11 protein-coding genes are annotated in these 18908 nt (G+C 38.7%); 1 reads left to right on the top strand and 10 read right to left on the bottom strand.

Annotated features, from left to right (window positions below; translation table 11 throughout):
* Positions 1-47: 47 nt before the first annotated feature.
* Positions 48-3233: a biotin/lipoyl-containing protein gene (locus tag OSJ91_RS01775; RefSeq protein WP_485890885.1), complete on the bottom strand. Its 3186-nt coding sequence runs from the start codon at positions 3231-3233 to the stop codon at positions 48-50.
* A gap of 37 nt (positions 3234-3270) precedes the next feature.
* Positions 3271-3963 (bottom strand): coiled-coil domain-containing protein, encoded by a 693-nt coding sequence (locus tag OSJ91_RS01770; protein WP_485890884.1) that lies wholly within the window; start codon positions 3961-3963, stop codon positions 3271-3273.
* 1524 nt (positions 3964-5487) lie between these two features.
* On the opposite strand from OSJ91_RS01770, the gene OSJ91_RS01765 reads away from it, so the two are divergent.
* Positions 5488-5835, top strand: coding sequence for a hypothetical protein (locus tag OSJ91_RS01765; protein ID WP_350300977.1), 348 nt, complete (start codon positions 5488-5490; stop codon positions 5833-5835).
* Between the two features lie 304 nt (positions 5836-6139).
* On the opposite strand, the gene gnd is transcribed toward OSJ91_RS01765, so the two are convergent.
* The 8 genes from gnd to OSJ91_RS01725 form a co-directional block, all read right to left on the bottom strand.
* Positions 6140-7543: a decarboxylating NADP(+)-dependent phosphogluconate dehydrogenase gene (gene gnd / locus OSJ91_RS01760; RefSeq protein WP_350300976.1), complete on the bottom strand. Its 1404-nt coding sequence runs from the start codon at positions 7541-7543 to the stop codon at positions 6140-6142.
* A gap of 79 nt (positions 7544-7622) precedes the next feature.
* The gene (locus tag OSJ91_RS01755) at positions 7623-8969 is read right to left on the bottom strand and encodes a GntP family permease (protein WP_413020525.1); all 1347 of its coding nucleotides are present in this window, start codon (positions 8967-8969) and stop codon (positions 7623-7625) included.
* A gap of 18 nt (positions 8970-8987) precedes the next feature.
* Positions 8988-10532 carry a gluconokinase gene (gntK, locus tag OSJ91_RS01750; RefSeq protein ID WP_350300975.1) on the bottom strand — a complete coding sequence of 515 codons (1545 nt, stop codon included), beginning with the start codon at positions 10530-10532 and terminating at the stop codon, positions 8988-8990.
* A complete protein-coding gene (locus OSJ91_RS01745) occupies positions 10525-11256 on the bottom strand; it encodes a GntR family transcriptional regulator (RefSeq protein ID WP_048687535.1) in 732 nt (243 codons plus the stop codon). Before OSJ91_RS01745 ends, gntK begins: the two co-directional genes overlap by 8 nt.
* A gap of 2668 nt (positions 11257-13924) precedes the next feature.
* Complete coding sequence (locus OSJ91_RS01740; protein ID WP_350300973.1) at positions 13925-14632, bottom strand: SH3 domain-containing protein; 708 nt, start codon at positions 14630-14632, stop codon at positions 13925-13927.
* Positions 14633-15005: 373 nt separating this feature from the next.
* A complete protein-coding gene (locus OSJ91_RS01735) occupies positions 15006-16337 on the bottom strand; it encodes a peptide MFS transporter (protein WP_485890883.1) in 1332 nt (443 codons plus the stop codon).
* A gap of 433 nt (positions 16338-16770) precedes the next feature.
* On the bottom strand, positions 16771-17406 hold the full coding sequence (locus tag OSJ91_RS01730) for a response regulator (protein ID WP_350300971.1): 636 nt from the start codon (positions 17404-17406) through the stop codon (positions 16771-16773).
* Positions 17403-18743 carry a sensor histidine kinase gene (locus tag OSJ91_RS01725; RefSeq protein WP_485890882.1) on the bottom strand — a complete coding sequence of 447 codons (1341 nt, stop codon included), beginning with the start codon at positions 18741-18743 and terminating at the stop codon, positions 17403-17405. The genes OSJ91_RS01730 and OSJ91_RS01725 overlap by 4 nt, the downstream gene beginning before the upstream one ends.
* Between the last annotated feature and the right edge of the window lie 165 nt (positions 18744-18908).

The raw sequence follows: 18908 nt of genomic DNA, 5'->3' as shown, positions 1-18908 counted from the left end.
AATGATCTGTTGTGTGTTTACGAATTTTTTTCGTTCAACATATCTTATTAGCTTAATTCCACTTTAGTAATTTCACATAAATAATCGCCACTTATAATCGAGCCTTCATCTGCAACAACATATTCGATGACAGTCGGGCTTATGGTTCGAATATAAACAAAAGCTGAATCATCTACATGGTCAATTCGAAGCTTTTTCCTCTGGGCCTGCTTAATATCAAGCTGGTTGGTACTAGCTTCCGGCAGGCTTGTGTAATAAATTTCAAAATCTTCTTCTGACGCATCAATGAAAAGATGCCATTTGTTATACTCTTCTTCTTGATCAATCATTGTTTTTAATTTTCCTTTTCTCCCGATGCCAAGAAAATACTTGAACTTTGATTCACCATTCACCATATCGCGGTCAATAACTTTTATACTTCCGCCTTTTCTGCTTTGTACAAGCCCAAAGGCAACGCCTGTTTTTCCTGTAGGGGCGGTTATTATATCTCGGTTAACCACTCTATTTTTCTCTTCTTGCTTTAAATAAGCGCCTTCTGTCCCCAGTGGCGGGAGAATCTCAAAAAGATCATTAGACACTTCTCCCCAGTTTTGAGTGTTCTGCACTTCCCTTTCAATCCATTTATTAAATAGATTCATAACGACCGGGGATTTACTTGAATTACCCGCAAGCAGTATATTCACTTTATTAATTTTGCTGTGTTCTGACCGGGCAAAAGCGCGCCTTAATGACTCAAAGAAATTTTTAATGCCTTTGTCGATTCTTTCCTCAATCAGTTGTTCCATTTCATCTTGATCGATCAAAAGTTCCACATTGAGTTTTGCGTGGCCGGCTTTGTCAAACAAGTCTGCCCGGATCATGCCTTTTCCAAACTGTTCTTCATACCGTTCATGCCTTTCCCAAAGCGGCCTTAATTTTTCTACCAATTGTTTCGTATTTAAATACGATTCTTGTGACTGATTAATCAGTGTTTCACTTCCGGGAAATTTCACACATTCTGCTGGGAGAGTAAAAGGAATGTTTAGCTCACGCATTGTTCTTTGGTTGTTTTTAAACACTTGGAACGCCAAAAGCTCCAGCATGTTCTCACCACCTAAATACCGGTCCCCGCCAGCTGCAAAATGTTCGATGACATAATCATATCTGCTTTCTTTCAAGTCCGCTTCACGCCAAATCCCAAAGTCAAAATCTGTCGTTCCTCCACCAAAATCAAACACACCATAGTACGTTTTTTCATCCTCTTCCGGTTCAAACCCGTATTCCTGTAACGCACAAACGGCATAGGCTGCAGGTTCACTCGCCCCAGCGGTGACACGAAACTTTTTCATTAATTCTTCATCCTGCTGAATCGGCATAGGAAGCGTCTTTTTTAACCCACGTTCAAAACACTTTAGAATTTTTTCCCTTACCTCTTTTTCATACGTCACCGGGAAAGAAAGGGTGTAATCGAGGTAAATGCCATTGTTCTGGTTATTGATATACAAACCGAGGTAGTAGGCGTATAACTCGATTGGGTTGATTTCCTGATCGGTTAAGTCCAAAAAGGAACGCAGTACAACGGCATATCCCCTCTTGTCTTTCAATCGGAGTTCGTTTCTCTTTTCTCCAGCCCACTGCTTTAGATTATTCAATATGGAATAATAATGGTCACTCTTTCCATTCATCAAGTTGTTAAGAGCATTGTGGGAAACCGTCACATCCTGCCACCTTGTATCAGGTCTTCCTTCTTTTTCTTGATAAAGCTCCAGGAAATGTTCTAAATCGATAAACTCAATCACGGTTGGATTTTCATAATGCCAGTCTTGAACTTCCGTGTTAAGATATCCAACCCCAATACGCATGGGAAGAGTAAAATCACTTTCTTCTTGATGGACGACCACTGTACTTTTCGTTCCAAAATCAATACCAACTATGCCGTCCTCCCTGATATCCATTTTAGGGTTTCTGGACATTATTTCTTCGTTCAGTTTTATCGTTAAAGGTTTTTCATCAGAGTGGACAGGCCATAGATCCCAATGTCCCCGGTTTGGATCTGTTAACATCTTTTGATCATATGTATCAATATCAGCTCTTACTTTTTCAGATTTTAAAAGCTTCTCATAAAACGTCTTGGAATCGATAGCGATCGATGGCAATTCTTTTAGAAAACTTTCATGATCTAAATCCTTTAATTGATACAATGCCAGCAAATAATCATACTCCTTCTGGCGTTCTGCACTTAATCCACCTGGTACTAATCGATTTTCCAGCCAGAGATGGAGAGCCATTCGGTCATTGATTTCAAAGGCATTTTCCCCATTTAAACGGAAAACGGGAACGAAAAATCCTTTTCCCAGCAAATTGTTTTTTTGATTTACTACATCGAAGCTTTGAATGTCGTACCCGTTGGATTTAAACGCTATCGATTTAGAAGAATTAGCCGTTTGATTGGCAAATATCCTTGAAATGGAAGGATTTTTACTCGCGGAGTAATCATCTAAAGCTAGTATTCTCTTATATACAGGGTGATCGGTTGTATTGAAACTTTTCGCAGCTTCTTCCCGTGTCATGACATCACCTTTAAAACCGGAAACGTCCAGATGCTTTTTGTAGTCAAAATCCTCTTCCATTAATTCATAGTATTTTCTATAAGGAAATAAAGCTGCGATGTTGTGATCATATATAATATTCCCGTTATTCATGTAAACCCATCTGGAACGGAGCATCTTTTTAATGTCTTGAAAGAAGCTCGCTTCCTCCTTGAAGAAGGTTTCTTCTGCACTCTGATATAAATGGCTGATTAAAGATCTCACTTCTTTATAAGTCATTGAAATGGCAGAGACCGGAACGGTTTGGGAATCAGGTGAGTATAGTACCTGCTCTTCGTTCTTATTCATTAAGTATATGGAACTGTCTATGTTGTTTTTTTCAGCTAAGCTTGTTGCGTTCTCAAAGTGCTCTTTATCTTCTATCGTTTCTTGTTTTTCAACTTCTTTTAATAATTCTTCTGAAATTGCTTCACCAGAATCCAAATAACATATCAGGTCACCAATCTTGACTATAGTGTCCTCCGCTACATTCAATTCTTTAAGGGTACCTTCTTTTTCTGAAAAGAGGTCAAATTCGATGCCCTCACAGCTGAATTTGGCTAAGCTTTCGCCCACCGTAATATAATCGCCTGGCTGTTTATACCATTGCACAAGAAGGATTTTTTCAATGCCTTCTTCAATCTCTGGGATAATAATCGATGTCATTGTATTTCTCCTTTAATATCATTCTCTTTTTCGCCTGCTAGATTCTCACAACGGATTTTTTAATGGTTTTACCATTAATGCTTATATAACCCGGCAGCAGGATGTCCGTAATGTTCCCGGATATTTTGCTATTGAGGGCCCTTATGTACAAGTCTTCCCTGAAGACCTCATTCTTTTTCACTTCCTGTATTTTATATAAAGGGGTATCGTATGTTTTACCGTATTCTTGAAAGAAATAAAGAAAAAGGGCGAGCAAAATCTCTCTTTCCTGCTCCCGTCCTTCCATAATCTCGTTTTTAATAAAATCCCACAAAGATGAAATGTTTTCATATTGCACACCACAAACGATGAATTCCTGCACCGACCCGCCCTTGAATATTCCTTTCAACGAACTTTTAGTGGTTTCGGATAATTGTTGAACAGCTTCGTAAAGTTCTTCCGCTTCCCGATAGTCAGCTCTTCTCTTTTGCAATTCAGTAAAATAGGCTTCCATCTTCTCATTTAGATGGGTGATCTTTATTTGGTACTCCCTAATTTCCTCTTTCTTCGACTCAATCTCTTGTTGGAGTCTTGCTATTTCTTTATCTTTTTCTCTCAGCAGCTCCTTATATTCCCCCATTTGACTAAACGAGCCCGCTTCTGCTATTGCTTTTATCTTTTCAATGACCCTTTCGTCTTGGAGGGAAACCATTAATGACTCAATAAAACCATCATCCAATTCTCTATTCATCTCTTCACTCCTTTCAAAGTGTTAACCAAACCTACTCGCTCTGTATATGTATGAAAAGGTTTTTTTGCCATAGAAAAATCCCCTCCCAGATAGACTGTTAGGAGAATACAACCATAACTTATATTCCAAGAAAGCAGTAGTGAGATTACTTATTTTCAAAAATGCGTATATACCGTATTAATGAAGTATTGATAATATGATGCTTACTATCACTTTTCACAATAAAATACTCACAGTGCTCCATCCTTTTCAAGACGTCTTGTAAAACATCCTCTTTTTTACTGCTCAATCCTTTTTTTATTTTCTCCCACTTAACATCAGCGTCAAGAGTATAACAAACGTTGAATTCCTTTAACAGGTTAATCTTCCCCTTAAATGCTTTAGTTTCTTTATCTGTTTTATTGTTACTATCTAATCCGAATTCATATTTTTCCTCAATCCGATATACTACCTTATGAGTACCACTTAATAATATTCGGTATGATCATATTGTTTAAGTGGGTTGAATAACTAGGGAAACCGCCTGCTTACTGGATAAGAAAAGGCCTCCCATCAATAAACTATGGGAGGCCTTCACCTTTAAAGACATTTTATGAATCCTTGTTAAACCCTTATATTAACGGATTTAAGCGATGGTTACACCCTTCGCCCATTCATCTAAAAAGGACTATATATCATTATTCCGATTAAGAAGAGGACAAACGCGAACAAAAAAAGCCCTTCTCGTTTGAGATGGCCCTCTAGTTATGCTGTTTCAGCGCAATCACTTAACTTTGTTGCTAGTGGGTTCTTGATTGTTCGCATACATGTTTGTATGGGAGCTTAAACAAATTATCCATAACAGCAGTAACACAATCCTCGCAATAATAATTGACGAAATCTCTACCTTCTTCAAAAAGTGGTGTCATCGTATCTATGTCAGCCCATTTAAAACAGTAAATACACATTTGCCTCATGATATATCACTCCTTTTTCATGCAGAAATAATTGGTAATAAATCAAAAGAAGAATATGTGCTACCTGTCGACATCATTCATGAAACGATACTCTTTCTTCGTAAAGAACTCCGACCCTTAATAAAGGCACAGCAGGGGAATAAACCGCTATCATTTATATACCACTTCACCTGAGTATTAAACCTCCCCCAGAAACATTATTCGTTGCTGTCAATCTTTTCACCAAGATTTTTTCACTTTTGGTAGAATTTCTCCCAGGATTCAAATTTGCGTTTACTCCGTTTGCTGATTGGAAATAACATAATAAATCATGGCTGTTTTCGCATACTTTGTTGCTATTTACCAAGTAGTGCGGTGTGGTTGATTTCCCCTCCAGATGCTCGCTTTCCGCGGGGCGGGCGGTGAGCCTCCTCGGCGTAAACGCCTGTAGGGTCTCACCTGTCCCGCTGCTCCCGCAGGAGTCTCGCACTTCCGCTCCAATCAACCTTAAATAGTTTCGTTTTAAAAACAACAATCTTTATGAAAAGAGCCTAAATCATTTAACTATAACAGAGTAGGAGTGATATTTTTGAAAAGACATTCCAAAAAAATCAAACATAAAGCAAAAACTACTTTGAATAAAATAAAGACTAATATTAAGGAAACATTATTTGATACCGCAGACATTCCAGCAACATCTGTACAGCAATTGGCTGATTTTATACAACATCACCCTGATACAAAAGTCACCAAGAAACAAATGCTTGGAATTTCCTATGCCTTCTATAGTTTAGAAACAGAAGGGTATCATTATTATTTAGAAACCAACAAATCCAAAATTTTGCAAATGGATGGGTATTATGAGAATAAAAAAATGGTATCTTATCGATCATATAGGGATTATTATCAATTAAATACACCAATTAAAATTCCATAACTTCCAGCCTCTTAAATTAGAGGTCCCAGACTGTACAATTGGAACGTTGATTTACTCTCAAGAAACTCGCTTTCCGCGGGCGGTCCTCCCTCGGCGCCTTTGCGCCTTTGTTGTCTCCCCTTAACATGCTTTTCCCGCAGGAGTCTCTCACACCAATTTCAATCAACTTTGTTTTAACATTTAGATGGCCCCCTTTTGTTACATAAAAAAAGAGCTGCCAAAGCAGCTCTCTTTTTAAAGCAAGGTATCTTCTCCAATTAATGAACGGTCATTGAAAAATGACTGTCCCTTTTGTCACTTTCCATCACTGCCAGTTTGTGTGAAAGACCCCTGCTAAATCACGTCGCTCATAGGTATGTGCCCCAAAATAATCACGTTGTGCTTGCAGGAGGTTAGCATTTGAGATGCCTGTACGGTAACTATCGTAATAAGTAAGTGAAGAGCCTAAACATGGAAACGAGATGCCAGAATTTATTCCCTCACAGACTACCTTTCGCAATCCCACCTGGTATTTTGCAACCTTTTCAGCGAAATATGGTGAAATCAATAAATTGGCCAGATTCGGCTGGTCTTGATAGGCTTCGCTAATGACGTTTAAAAATTCAGCCCGAATGATGCAGCCGCCGCGGAAAATAAGCGCAATATCCTTTAAAGGCAAATCCCAGCCGTTAAGTTCAGAACTCATTTTATATTGAGTGAAACCTTGCGCGTATGCACAAACCTTTCCCATATATAATGCTTGCCTAATATAGTCAATCCACTCATTTTTATCTAATTTTTGCTGAACGTTCTCAGGTCCTGTTAGAATGTTTTCCGCATGAACCCGTTCTTCTTTTAGAGCGGAAATGTAGCGCGCAAACAAAGACTCTGTAATGATCGATGCTGGTATTCCGTTATCAATCGCTTGCATGCTGGTCCATTTTCCTGTGCCTTTTTGTCCTGCTTTATCAAGAATCACATCGATCAAGGGTAAGCCCGTTACTTCATCTTTTTTCCTTAAGATTTCGGCCGTGATTTCGATTAAATAACTTTTCAGTTCGCCTTGATTCCATGTTTCAAAGATGTCAGCAATTTCATTAACTTCTAAATGCAATTTTTCTCTTAAAAACGTATAAGCTTCGGCGATTAATTGCATATCCGCATACTCAATCCCGTTATGTACCATTTTTACAAAATGACCTGCTCCTTTTGGACCGATATAGGTACAGCAAGGATCATCATTTACTTTGGCTGCGATTTTTGTCAGGATTGGAGCTACTTTTTCATAGGCGGCCTTATCTCCGCCTGGCATGATTGAAGGTCCTTTCAACGCACCGACTTCCCCACCGGAAATACCAATTCCTACATAACTGAATCCTTTAGATTTCAATTCATCATACCTGCGTTCAGTATCTTCGTAATGGGAGTTACCGCCGTCCATGATAATATCCCCTGATTCAAGATGAGGCAGTAATGAAGTGATCACCGAGTCGATCGCTTTACCCGCAGTCACCATCAGAAAAATCTTTCTTGGAGTTTCCAGTGACTGAACAAATTCTTGGATTTCGTAATACGGATGGATTGACTGACCGTCCAATTCAGCAACAAGCTGATCGGTTAAATCTCTTGTGTAATTATAGACAGCTACTTTTTCCCCTTTACTAGCCATATTTAACGCGATATTACTGCCCATTACCCCTAAACCAATGACACCAATTGTATTATACATTTTATTTCTGCTCCTTCTATGTAAGAATAATAGGCAGTAAATCCCTGCCATAAGTGGGGGATTTACTGCCGGGAAAGGCCTATACAAATAAGCTTAGTAATAGAATAAATCCTAATCCAGCTACTGAAATAATCGTCTCAAGCAAAGTCCACGTTGCAAATGTTTCTTTCATGCTTAAACCAAAATACTCTTTAAACATCCAGAAACCAGCATCGTTAACGTGTGAAGCGATTAAACTTCCCGCTCCGGTAGCAAGTACAACTAGAGCAAGATTAACGTCCGTCTGACCTAACATCGGAATAACTAAACCAGCTGTCGTTAAGGCTGCAACGGTAGCAGATCCCAATGAAATACGCAGGATTGCCGCGATGATCCAGGCAAGCAAGATCGGTGATAATGATGTTCCTTTGAATAACTCAGCTACATAGTCACCTACACCGCCGTCGATCAATACTTGTTTGAAGGCTCCGCCGCCCCCAATGATCAAGAGCATCATTCCGATATGCAGAATCGCTGATGTACAAGATTCCATAATATCTTTCATTGGAATCTTTCTTGCTAATCCCATTGAATAGACCGCAAATAATAAGGAAAGCAACATGGAAGTACCTGCTTCGCCAATGAAACGGATAGCTGCCAATAAACCATTATCTTCAAATCCCATTGTTTTTTGCATCAAAGTGATAATCGTAGCAATTGACATTAATATAACCGGAAGTAGGGCGGTAAATACACTGATCCCAAATCCAGGTGTATCTTCAAGTTTAAATGATTTTTGTTCTCCTAAAGAGGCAATGCTGCCTGTTTTCGTAAATGATTCAGGTACTAATCTTTTGGCTATCTTCGTAAATACTGGTCCAGCTAAAATAACGGTTGGAACCGCAATGATGAAGCCGTAAAGTAAAACCTGACCAATGTCTGCACCATATTCACCAGCAATAACGGTTGGTCCTGGGTGCGGCGGTAAGAAACCGTGTGTTACGGATAATGCCGCTACCATTGGAATACCAAGATACAATATCGAAACTTTTAATTCTCTTGAAATCGCAAAAACGATTGGAATCAATAATACTAAGCCCACTTCAAAAAATAATGCGACACCGATAATAAATGACGCTGCCACGACAGCCCATTGAATATTCTTTTCACCGAATTTTTTAACAAGGGTCATGGCAATGCGTTGCGCTCCGCCTGAATCTGCGATCAACTTACCCAACATCGCTCCAAGTCCAAAGATTAACGCTAAGTGGCCAAGTGTTCCGCCTAATCCAGCTTCAATGGTTTTGACAATTCCGTCAAGTGGCATCCCAAGTGCTAATGCCACTCCAAACGATACAATGATCAAGGAAATAAAGGTGTTTAATTTGAAGCCCATTATTAAAATTAATAAAGCGACAATTCCTAAAGCGACAATAACTAATGGCATTGTAATCCCCCCATGTCTTTACTTTGCAGCATTTATTAAGTTTCTTTGATAATCCGCAATCTGTGTATATTCGTTTTCCAATACCCTTGATAGGTTAATGAAAATCGGCAGTAGTTGCCTATATTCTTTTACAGAATCAGCTTTCGGTGTGTGCTTGTGGGTATTGCCTATCATTTCAGAAACTACTTCGAAGGAATCAATTTCACCAGTGGCATATAACCCTAATATACAAGCACCGAGGCACGAACTTTCGTAGCTTTCTGGAACCACGACTTCCGATTCGAAGATATCTGACATCATTTGCCGCCAAACAGCCGACCTTGCGAAGCCTCCCGTAGCTTGAATTCGGGTCACGGGACCGTCCATGCATTCGGTTAAGGCCAAAAATACGGTGTATAAATTGTAAATGACTCCCTCTAGAGCCGCTCGAATCATATGTTCTTTCTTATGCGACAGTGTTAATCCGAAAAATGAACCCCTTACGTCCGGATTCCATAATGGTGCACGCTCTCCTGCAAGATATGGATGGAATAACAATCCATCAGCGCCTGGTCTTACGCGTTCGGCAATCTTGGTCAAGACTTCATAAGCGTCGATTCCGAGTCTTTTAGCCGTTTCCACCTCGGAAGAAGCAAATTCATCGCGAATCCAGCGAAGGACCATTCCGCCATTGTTTACCGGCCCGCCAATCACCCAATGCTTTTCCGTTAAGGCATAGCAAAAGATTCTTCCTTTTTCGTCTGTTTTCGGCTCGTCAATAATCGTCCGAATCGCACCGCTCGTCCCAATCGTGACAGCGATTTCACCTTTCCGGATAGCGTTTACACCTAGATTTGAAAGGACACCATCACTTGCCCCAATGACAAAAGAAGTTTCTGGGTCAATCCCGATCTGTTTGGCTAAATCCGGGTCACAGTTGTTAAAGATTTTTGTTGTCGGTACGAGTTCAGATAATTGATCACGCCTTATTCCAGCAATTCTTAGGGCTTCCTCATCCCAATCCAAATTTTTGAGATTCAACATCCCCATCGATGAAGCAAGGGAATAATCGACAACATATTGATCAAAGAACTTTTTAAAGATATATTCTTTAATCCCGATATACTTTTTAACATTGGTTGCGATCTCAGGGCGATCATTCACGATCCAGGTGATCTTGGATAATGGTGACATCGGGTGAATCGGTGTTCCGGTTCGCTTGTAAACTTCATGCCCATCTAATTCATCCTTTATTTTATGGGCCCAAGCTTCACTGCGATTATCTGCCCAAGTGATGCAAGCGGTTAGCGGCTGGTCATTTTCATCCATAGCTATAACACTATGCATCGCACTGCTAAATGAAATAAATGATGGTTTTTTATCTGGATGCTGCTTCGTTATATTTGAAAAGGCTTTCAGAACAGCCTGGAAAATCTCCTCAGGGTCTTGTTCCGCCGTTGTCATATCCGGTGTGTAAAGAGGATAGCCAATATTCTCTTGCTGGATGACATCGCCTTTTTTCGTGAATAATACAGCTTTTGTACTTGTTGTACCGATGTCTACTCCTAACATATAGCTAGTCATTTTCTTGTTCGACTCCTTTTGAAAGCATCTGTTGGGCCATCCATAAGTCTTCAACTTTTCCTTGAACATCATCAAAGTTTTCATGTAAAGACTTAATCATGATGTCTCGATCTTTTGTTTTGATCGCATCAATATAAAGTTGATGATTATTTATGATCCGTGTAAAGTCTTCATACTTTTCTTTAAAACGACTGCGCATGGATAGAAGAATCAAACTTTCCATTACAGGTTTTAAATTATCCCAGATCATCAGGATGTAGGAATGATCGATGGAGCGAATGATCGTTTCGTGGAATAGGACATCCTGATAGGAAAACTCATCCGCATCCAGGTATTTTATGGACACTTTCATCATTTCCAATATTTTACTAAGTTCCATTACTAATTCATTCGTGTTCATCCTCACTAGACGTTCAAATACAAACGTTTCGATGAGTATACGTACATCATAAATTTCGGCATACTTTTTTTCTGTTAAACCAATGACAACCGCACCCATTCTTTCTAATCGGATGATATTTTCAGAGGCCAGTATTTTTAACGCTTCACGAACTGGTGAGCGGCTTACACCAAAATCAGCAGCTAATTTATTTTCAGAAAGGATGGCACCGCTTTCAATCATCCCCGAAATAATACGCATTCTAAGCTCGGATGTAACACGATCACCAGCTGAAGCTTTTGAAAGCCATTTTACAGGATAAAGAAATTCCTTTGATTCAGCCATATATTCACCTCTATTAGAGTTCAAGTACACTTGTATACAAGTATTATAATCTTAAAATAATTAGTAATGCAAGTTTTTTGAATTCAACTAGATTCTCGTTAATATAGTCAAAGTTTATTGGGAGTTTAGAAGGTTCTGGGGCCAAAAATAATGTAGAAACACAGGGTGGTAATATCTGTTAACCAAGGGATTAAGCTGCTGCTCCGAACAACTTATGAATGGATCCAACGTCATTTTGGGCAGACTTTGCCCGTTGTTGAGGTTAGTACCCTATTAGAGATTGCACGTTACTGGTCGGCTAGTATAGGTTGCTACCCGCGGAGATCTAGCTGTCTTCCAGATAGCCCTCATTCACCTATAAAAAAAGCTATCACTGATAAACCTGCTTGCGTTTGTCTTCGGCCTTGCCTTGTTCTCTTTGACTTGCTTCTAGGTCTTGTTGTGATGTTCGAGCGAGCACAGGTCGCTACTCGCGGCGATTTAGCTGCCTTCAGTACTATCGTAGGTTGTCCCTCATTCACCCCTGTATATTTCTTTAGTCCTGAAATGTAGGTGGTACTGCATCAATTATTATTCCGATTGTGATTGGCTTCCTGGCCCAGGGCGGTAATTTTGCTCCTGCACTTACCTTATTGCTTGTATAACCTTCGCAGGAGCACTGTCCTACATTTTCTTGGTTGGTCTAATCGAAAGGGGGCAGGATTTTGCTGATGTTGATTTACGGAATGGTAAGAAGTTATCGAGCTAATTATGAATGCGTAGAATATCTACAAACAACAAAGCAGTGCATCCCGAAAATTGGGATCACTGCTTTGTTGTTTGTAATTCATAGGAGCAGGAAAGAAAACTTCTTACTCTAGAGGCCTGTCTCTTGGTAAGGCTAAATAATATAGAAGCTAAATGCAATAATTATTGCTAAAACAAGCTTTTTGCAAAAGTCCGATAAGGAGTATTATTTTGTCGATATCTACTCAGAATTTGTAGATATTTCTCGGGAAATTGTTGAAATTTGAAAATAGTGACTCCGAATAGTTGGAACAAAGGAATTTCTACTTTTGATTTAATTGCCTTAGGTTTAAATAGTTATTAACGGAAATTAACACCTGAATATCGTAAAGGAGACTAAAATACAGGTAATGAATCCTTTTTCTTATTGAAGTAATGCTTCGTAATGGTTTTTTTGTTGTTCAGTTTTAAGCTGTGACATATCGTTTGTCAGTTAGATGTTCATTTTACGTGTAGCTGTGAATTCATTCGTTAAAAAATTAAGCTCTCTTTTAATTGAATGAGAACATGGGTTAAATTGTCATATGTATCGGGTATCGCTATCTCTGTTTCATTGGTGCCTTCTAATCTTACTTTTTCTTGATACAAGGGTCTTTAGCTATATCGTTTAGGGGGGCTGCCCGTATCGCGTAACACTTTAAGCGTTTCGATATCGGATTGAACGAAGGTATGCGCATTTACATATTTTAACAATCACTATCCATTTCGCTCTAAGTTTTAAACATACTTTCGAATAATGATTTTGCATCTCCACTGCTTTGCCACTTCCTTGGAAGAGGATGCTCATTCAATCGGATGTATATCCTGTCGCATATCGGACCTTCCTTTCTATTAAAGATGAAGGTTCTGTGGATTTATTTTCACGTTATATCGCCCGCCGATAAGATACAAAAAAAAGAACCGATAAGGCCCTTTCTTGAGGAACACTATTGAGGACATAGATCTTGCTGGAGCTGGGAAACCGTTGTTTTAAGCTGAGACATATCGTTTGTCAGTGGATTGTCATTACAAGCGTAGCTGCAAGTTATTGGTTAAAACAATTAAAATCTCATTATTTGTTTGGAATTATGGGTTAAGTTGTCATTATACCGGGTATCGCTATCTCTGTTTCATCGGTTCCTTCTAATCTATCTTTTTGTAGATACACAAGGTCTTTAGCTGTACCCTCTAGGGACTTCCCCGTATCGCGTAACGCTATGTGCGCTTCGATGTCAGATTGAATAAAGATAGGCAACCACCATCTAAAAAACTCATATCCGTTTCGTTCTTTTGACCATACTTTTGAACAGTGGGTGTGCATCCGACTTCTTCTTCCACTTCCTAAGAAAAGAATACTCGTTCATTCAGATGTATATCATGTTTGCATCAACGCCGCTTTTCTATTAAACCTAAAGGGTCGAATTTATATGCAAGTTATATCGCCCAGCGATACGAACACACAAAAAAAGAGCCGATCTATCCCTGTCTGGAGCACCTCTAGTAAGGATGACTCTTGTTTTTGAATGCAAGTTTTCAACCTCCTATCAAACATGCCTTTTTAGCTTGCTTCAAATTGTGTATTTTGTTTTAGATGCATATCGCTTAAACAAATCCCCAATGAATTTCAATTGAGCCTTTGGTAGAACGTCCGCTACATTGGTATTGCCGAGCATTTACATAACAGGTGCCAAATCCTGTAAAGTTGAAATAATCTTTCTTAATTCTGTTTTTCAGTTACGCTAATCATATATGGCACTATGATTTTTTAAAAGTTTTATGGATTCGTATCTCAATGCTTTTATCCATCATTATTTATTTAAAAAATATTTATCAAATGTTTCTTCATCAATAATTTGCTTCCACAAATCAATACACAGCTAGGCAATAAACCTTAACAGTCACCTTATTTTCTGAATATGGAGAAAAGCGCCCGCCATTTTTCGGAACGTTTTTGTATAGCCTCTTCTAAACGTTTATTAAATTCATTTTGTGAATTCCATTCTTTTTTCTGTTCGTCCCGCATATTTTGTATTTCTTTTTGTAAGAGTTCACTTTTTTGTTTTTCTTGTTCCAGCAATGTTTCGTAATGGGTATTTTGTTGTTCAGTTAATTGTTCAATTTTAGAATTAGTTCTTTGCGCTGAATTTCCAATACTAGAACTTATAACATGATGATCTTGCTGGAGCCGGGAAACCTTTGTTTTAAGCTGTGACATATCGTTTGTCAGTTGGACATTCATTTCACGTGTGGCTGCGAGTTCATTGACTAAAAACATTAAGACCTCGTTTAATTGATTGGGGTCGTGGGGTGAATTTTCATATGTATCGGGTATCGCTATCTGTGTTTCATTGGATCCTTCTAATCTTTCTTTTTGTTGATATACAAGGTCTTTAGCTGTATCGTCTAGGGGCTTGTCCGTATCGCGTAGCGCTATAAGTGCTCCGATGTCAGATTTAACAAAGATACGTCGATCTCCATCTTTCAAAAACTCATATCCATTCCGCTCTAAGATTTGTCCATACTTTCGAACAGTGGGAGTTGCAATCCCCACTTCTTCTGCCACTTCCTTGGAAGAGAAAGCTCGTTCATTCAGTTGTATATCGCGTCGCATATCGGACCTCTTTTCTATAACTAGTTGTATCTGTAGTCTACCTGACCTTAAATTTTCTGTCTAGATAAGTATAGCCTATCCAGAAGTCGTTAGGGATAGCGATAAGATTTCCTTTCTTCTGTTTCCATATAGGATTAGATCATCTATTCGCTTACCTTCCTTCTCTTTCATAGCCTCTATCTATCCTTACCCATTGTGGATGTTACATCTGGTTGGGCCTGACGCTTGGTAAAACTTCAGAGAATCGTTCTTTTCTGGTTTGGGTCGCTGTGGAGACTCCTCCAGTTTGGACCGATTCTATTATTTTTTTACAATAAAAAAAGCTCGACCCAAACGGCACATTATATGCCTTTTGGGTCAGCTCCTTTTCTCATTATTTCATAAGCTTTGCTACTGGCTTCGAAAGAAACAACAATACAATACCTAAACCAATTGTTACAAAGCCAATTACACTGAAGATTTCCAGGTAACCTAAAGACTGCGTATATGCAGCTAACTGGCCGGCTACCATATTAGCTACCGCGGAACTTGCCAGCCATACTCCCATTAGAAGAGAGGCAAGCTTGATTGGAGCAATTTTGCTTACCATTGATAAACCGACTGGTGAAATCATTAATTCGGCTAACGTATGAAGGAAATACGTTACAATCATGAACAGGATGTTTACTTTCAGCGCTGTATCGTTTCCTGTGTACATAACGGCAGGAAGCAGTACTAAGAAACCTAAACCAACAGTGACTAAACCAAGAGCCATCTTCGTTGGAGTTTTTAAGTCACCGCGTTTTGAGCTGCCAAGCTTGTACCATAAAGCAGACATAATTGGCGCTAAAATCACGATGAATAATGGGTTCAATGATTGGAACCAGGCAGTTGGAATCTCAAAACCAAATACATTCCGATCAATTTGGTCATTGGCATACAATGTCAATGAACTTCCTGCCTGCTCGAAAGCGGCCCAGAACGCAATAACGAAGACTGCCAAAATAACGATGGCCGCTGTACGTTTTTGTTCTCTTTTCGTTAACGGTGCAGCTGATTTTTGACCAGCAGTAACTTCCGGTTTGCCAGTAGGTACTTTACCGATATCTCCTAAATAGCGATTTCCTAATAAGTTGAAAACTAACTGCCCTACAATCATGCCAATTGCTGCTGTCAAGAACCCATATTTATAGCTCATAAGGCCAACTACTAATGGTGCGAAGAAAGCCCCAACATTAATACCCATATAGAAGATGGTGAAAGCTCCATCACGACGCGGATCGTTGTCTTCATAAAGATCACCCACAATTGTCGAGATGTTTGGCTTGAAGAAACCATTACCGATAATCAATAAACCAAGACCAATGTAAAGCGCTGTCAAACTCTGACTTGCGAATAGCGAAAAGTTACCAAGCGCCATTAAAATACCGCCAATCGTAATCGCCAATCTTCTGCCTATGAAACGGTCAGTCAAGTATCCGCCAATCATTGGCGTAATATAAACGGCCCCGGTAAAGAATCCGTATATGCCCATAGCCGTAGATTTGTCGACTCCAAGCCCGCCGTTTACAACAGTTGCCGTTAAGTAAAGAACAAGGATTGCTCTCATTCCGTAATAACTGAAGCGCTCCCATGCTTCAGTCGCGAACAGCATATACAGTCCTGGAGGATGCTTTTTCCTGGACTGGTTTGGCTGCTGAACATCATCTTTTAATAGTGCCTGCATAATAAAGTCCCCCTAAATATGGTTAAATATTGAACCATCCACCAATCGTTACATTCAAAAAATAATTGCATGGTTTTAATTGACAAATTATTGATTCTTTCCACCTATGCCTAATACGATGATGGCGACGCATGCCATCCAACCCACCATCGGTAAGCGTTTACATTTTTTTATTTTGATTCTGGTGCAAAAAGAATCAAATAGCAAAAATCTAAATGAGCATTAACTTATAAATTCATTCATTTTATTCGAAGATGTTTAATGAAGGCATTTAAATTTTAAAGAATATTTAGTGTTGTAAAATAATTTTATATTATCAGAAAATATAAAAACACAGAAAAAAAAGAAAAAAAGTCCTATTGCATTAGCGGCCTGTGCAGCAACGGAGACCCCCATTATAATAAAAAAAACTGCCTTGTTTTAAGGCAGTTTCTTAGTCAACAATCCATTGATATAAATTTTTCGGTCTTCCTATTTTTTGATAGCTCACAATAGTTTCCACTTTTCCTTCATCAAGTAAATGCATAATATAGCGATAGACGGTCGGATAAGCCAAACCAACTTCTTTAGAAATTGTATCAACAGAAAAAGGTTCACGATTAGAATGCAGAAAATCACTAACGTGACAAAGTGTTCTCTTACTAATTCCCTTTGTTACAAATACATCCTTTTCTTCACTGGATTTTTGCTGCGGAGCTGATTGAGTTAATTTTGCAAGGCGAGCATGCAGTTGAATTCTTGAAATCAAATCAGGCGCTTTTACAGGCTTTAATGCAAAATCCGTTGCGCCTGCTTCAAGAAAGCGATCAGCAATTTCCTGTCGTTCATCAACTGTTAATACAAGAATCGGAACATCGGCATTAAGTTTACGAAGCTCACCCACTGTTTTTATTCCGTCCATTTCCGGCATATGATAATCAACTAAAACAACATCTGCTCCTTTTTCTGCAAACACATTTAACCCTTCTTTTCCGTTGTTAGCCGTATCTACATTCCAGCCGGCAAATTCACAAATTTCACTTAGCATATATTGAATTGATGCATCATCATCAATGACTAAAATGTTCATCTTGACACACTCCTCTCAGCTAGTTTAATCCAAATTATTGTCCCGTGCCCAAGCTTGCTGTCAATTTCTAAAGATGCACCATGTCCTTCAGCAACTTGTCGCACGAAGGCCAACCCCATCCCTGGATGCGATTTCGTACTGAACCCAGCTTTCCATATTTTCTCCTGCTCTTTAGGTGAAATCCCTTTCCCATTATCTGATACGCCCAACCAAAGTTCATTTTCATAGGTTTTTACCTTAAGCAAGATCTGGCCATCTTCTATTCCATTCACTGCATCGTAAGCATTGTCAATTAAATTCACTAAAGCCCTTGTCATTCGGATTTTATTAATTAAAATCTTAATTTCAGGATCTGTTTGAAAGTCTACCTTCAGATTAAGATTTGTCCCGCTCAGTCTGCTTGCTTCGACGTATTCAACTAAATCTTTTATACGGCACCAATGTTTTTTATCATCATATAAAATCTCGGAAATCATGTCGCTAACGGAAAGAATCGATGCTGAAATCCTTTGGCAATATTCTTTTATTTTAGAATCGCCCACTTTTAAACTAATTAAAGAATTTAGCCCCTCAATTGCTGTGAGAGGTGTTTTTAAATCATGGACCAGATATAGTGCTTCTCGTCCTGATCTTGACTGCATTGCTTCTAACTGTGCATAATGAAGCTCTTGCTTTATCCGCCACTTTTGTTCAGCCAATGAAAAATACACAGCTAAAATAACAGCATTAATAACAAAAATTAAACACAAAGTTAAACTGTACAATGTTAAAGATTGCTCAAATCCAATTTGAACCGCTATATCTTTTAATTCCTTTGAAATCGACCCTTGGCCAAATCCATATTGGGATAAATAAGGAATCTCATTCAGCCATTCAATCCCAAAGATTAATTGCGAACAAATAATCGTTTTAATAATTGGCTTTAGCCTATCCTTTTCAAAGGCTTGCAATAATAAGATGGCTAACAACAATAACAACGCATATGCGCTGAATGAGTATGTTAAAGAATAATAAGCATTTATCACGATATAGTCGAGAGGAATAACAATAAGAGGAATGATGATTTTTAACCATGGACGGTTTAAACGAGCACCGATTTCGTCCCCCAACAGCAGTGCACCAATATAATGAAACAAAGCTAAAACTGTATTTAAAGAAATTAACAAAAACACGGCAAGCATTAACTTATTTCCTGTTTCTTCACCTTCTCTTAATGAAATAAGCAAATCAGTAAGACCGATTTCGTCAGGACCCAGCCACGACAGTAAGAATACCCCGAATAAAATTACTCCAATTTTCATCCATATTGTCCAAGACTTCATAAGACCAGCTATCATAATCATTTCACCTTTTATAGATTAATTGCTTATAGAATAGAATGATAACCATTCTTTCATTTCGTATTTAATTAAATTTATGTATACCCTTGCGTAATCTCATTATACGCAATTCATCATAATTATGAAAATTATAAAAAAATGGGTTCTAATGCTCGAACATCT

The organism is Bacillus sp. T-10(2022) (assembly GCF_056502895.1).
The sequence above is the reverse complement of the archived record's forward strand: the minus strand, read 5'-3'. Positions and strand labels throughout refer to the sequence as shown.

Bases quoted from the DNA above. Each gene is read 5' to 3' on its own strand.
- gntK (WP_350300975.1), bottom strand. From the start codon at position 10,532: ATGACTAGCTATATGTTAGGAGTAGACATCGGTACAACAAGTACAAAA.
- OSJ91_RS01755 (WP_413020525.1), bottom strand. From the start codon at position 8,969: ATGCCATTAGTTATTGTCGCTTTAGGAATTGTCGCTTTATTAATTTTA.
- OSJ91_RS01770 (WP_485890884.1), bottom strand. From the start codon at position 3,963: ATGAATAGAGAATTGGATGATGGTTTTATTGAGTCATTAATGGTTTCC.
- OSJ91_RS01740 (WP_350300973.1), bottom strand. From the start codon at position 14,632: ATGCGACGCGATATACAACTGAATGAACGAGCTTTCTCTTCCAAGGAA.
- OSJ91_RS01735 (WP_485890883.1), bottom strand. From the start codon at position 16,337: ATGCAGGCACTATTAAAAGATGATGTTCAGCAGCCAAACCAGTCCAGG.
- gnd (WP_350300976.1), bottom strand. From the start codon at position 7,543: ATGTATAATACAATTGGTGTCATTGGTTTAGGGGTAATGGGCAGTAAT.
- OSJ91_RS01775 (WP_485890885.1), bottom strand. From the start codon at position 3,233: ATGACATCGATTATTATCCCAGAGATTGAAGAAGGCATTGAAAAAATC.
- OSJ91_RS01725 (WP_485890882.1), bottom strand. From the start codon at position 18,743: ATGATAGCTGGTCTTATGAAGTCTTGGACAATATGGATGAAAATTGGA.
- OSJ91_RS01730 (WP_350300971.1), bottom strand. From the start codon at position 17,406: ATGAACATTTTAGTCATTGATGATGATGCATCAATTCAATATATGCTA.
- OSJ91_RS01745 (WP_048687535.1), bottom strand. From the start codon at position 11,256: ATGGCTGAATCAAAGGAATTTCTTTATCCTGTAAAATGGCTTTCAAAA.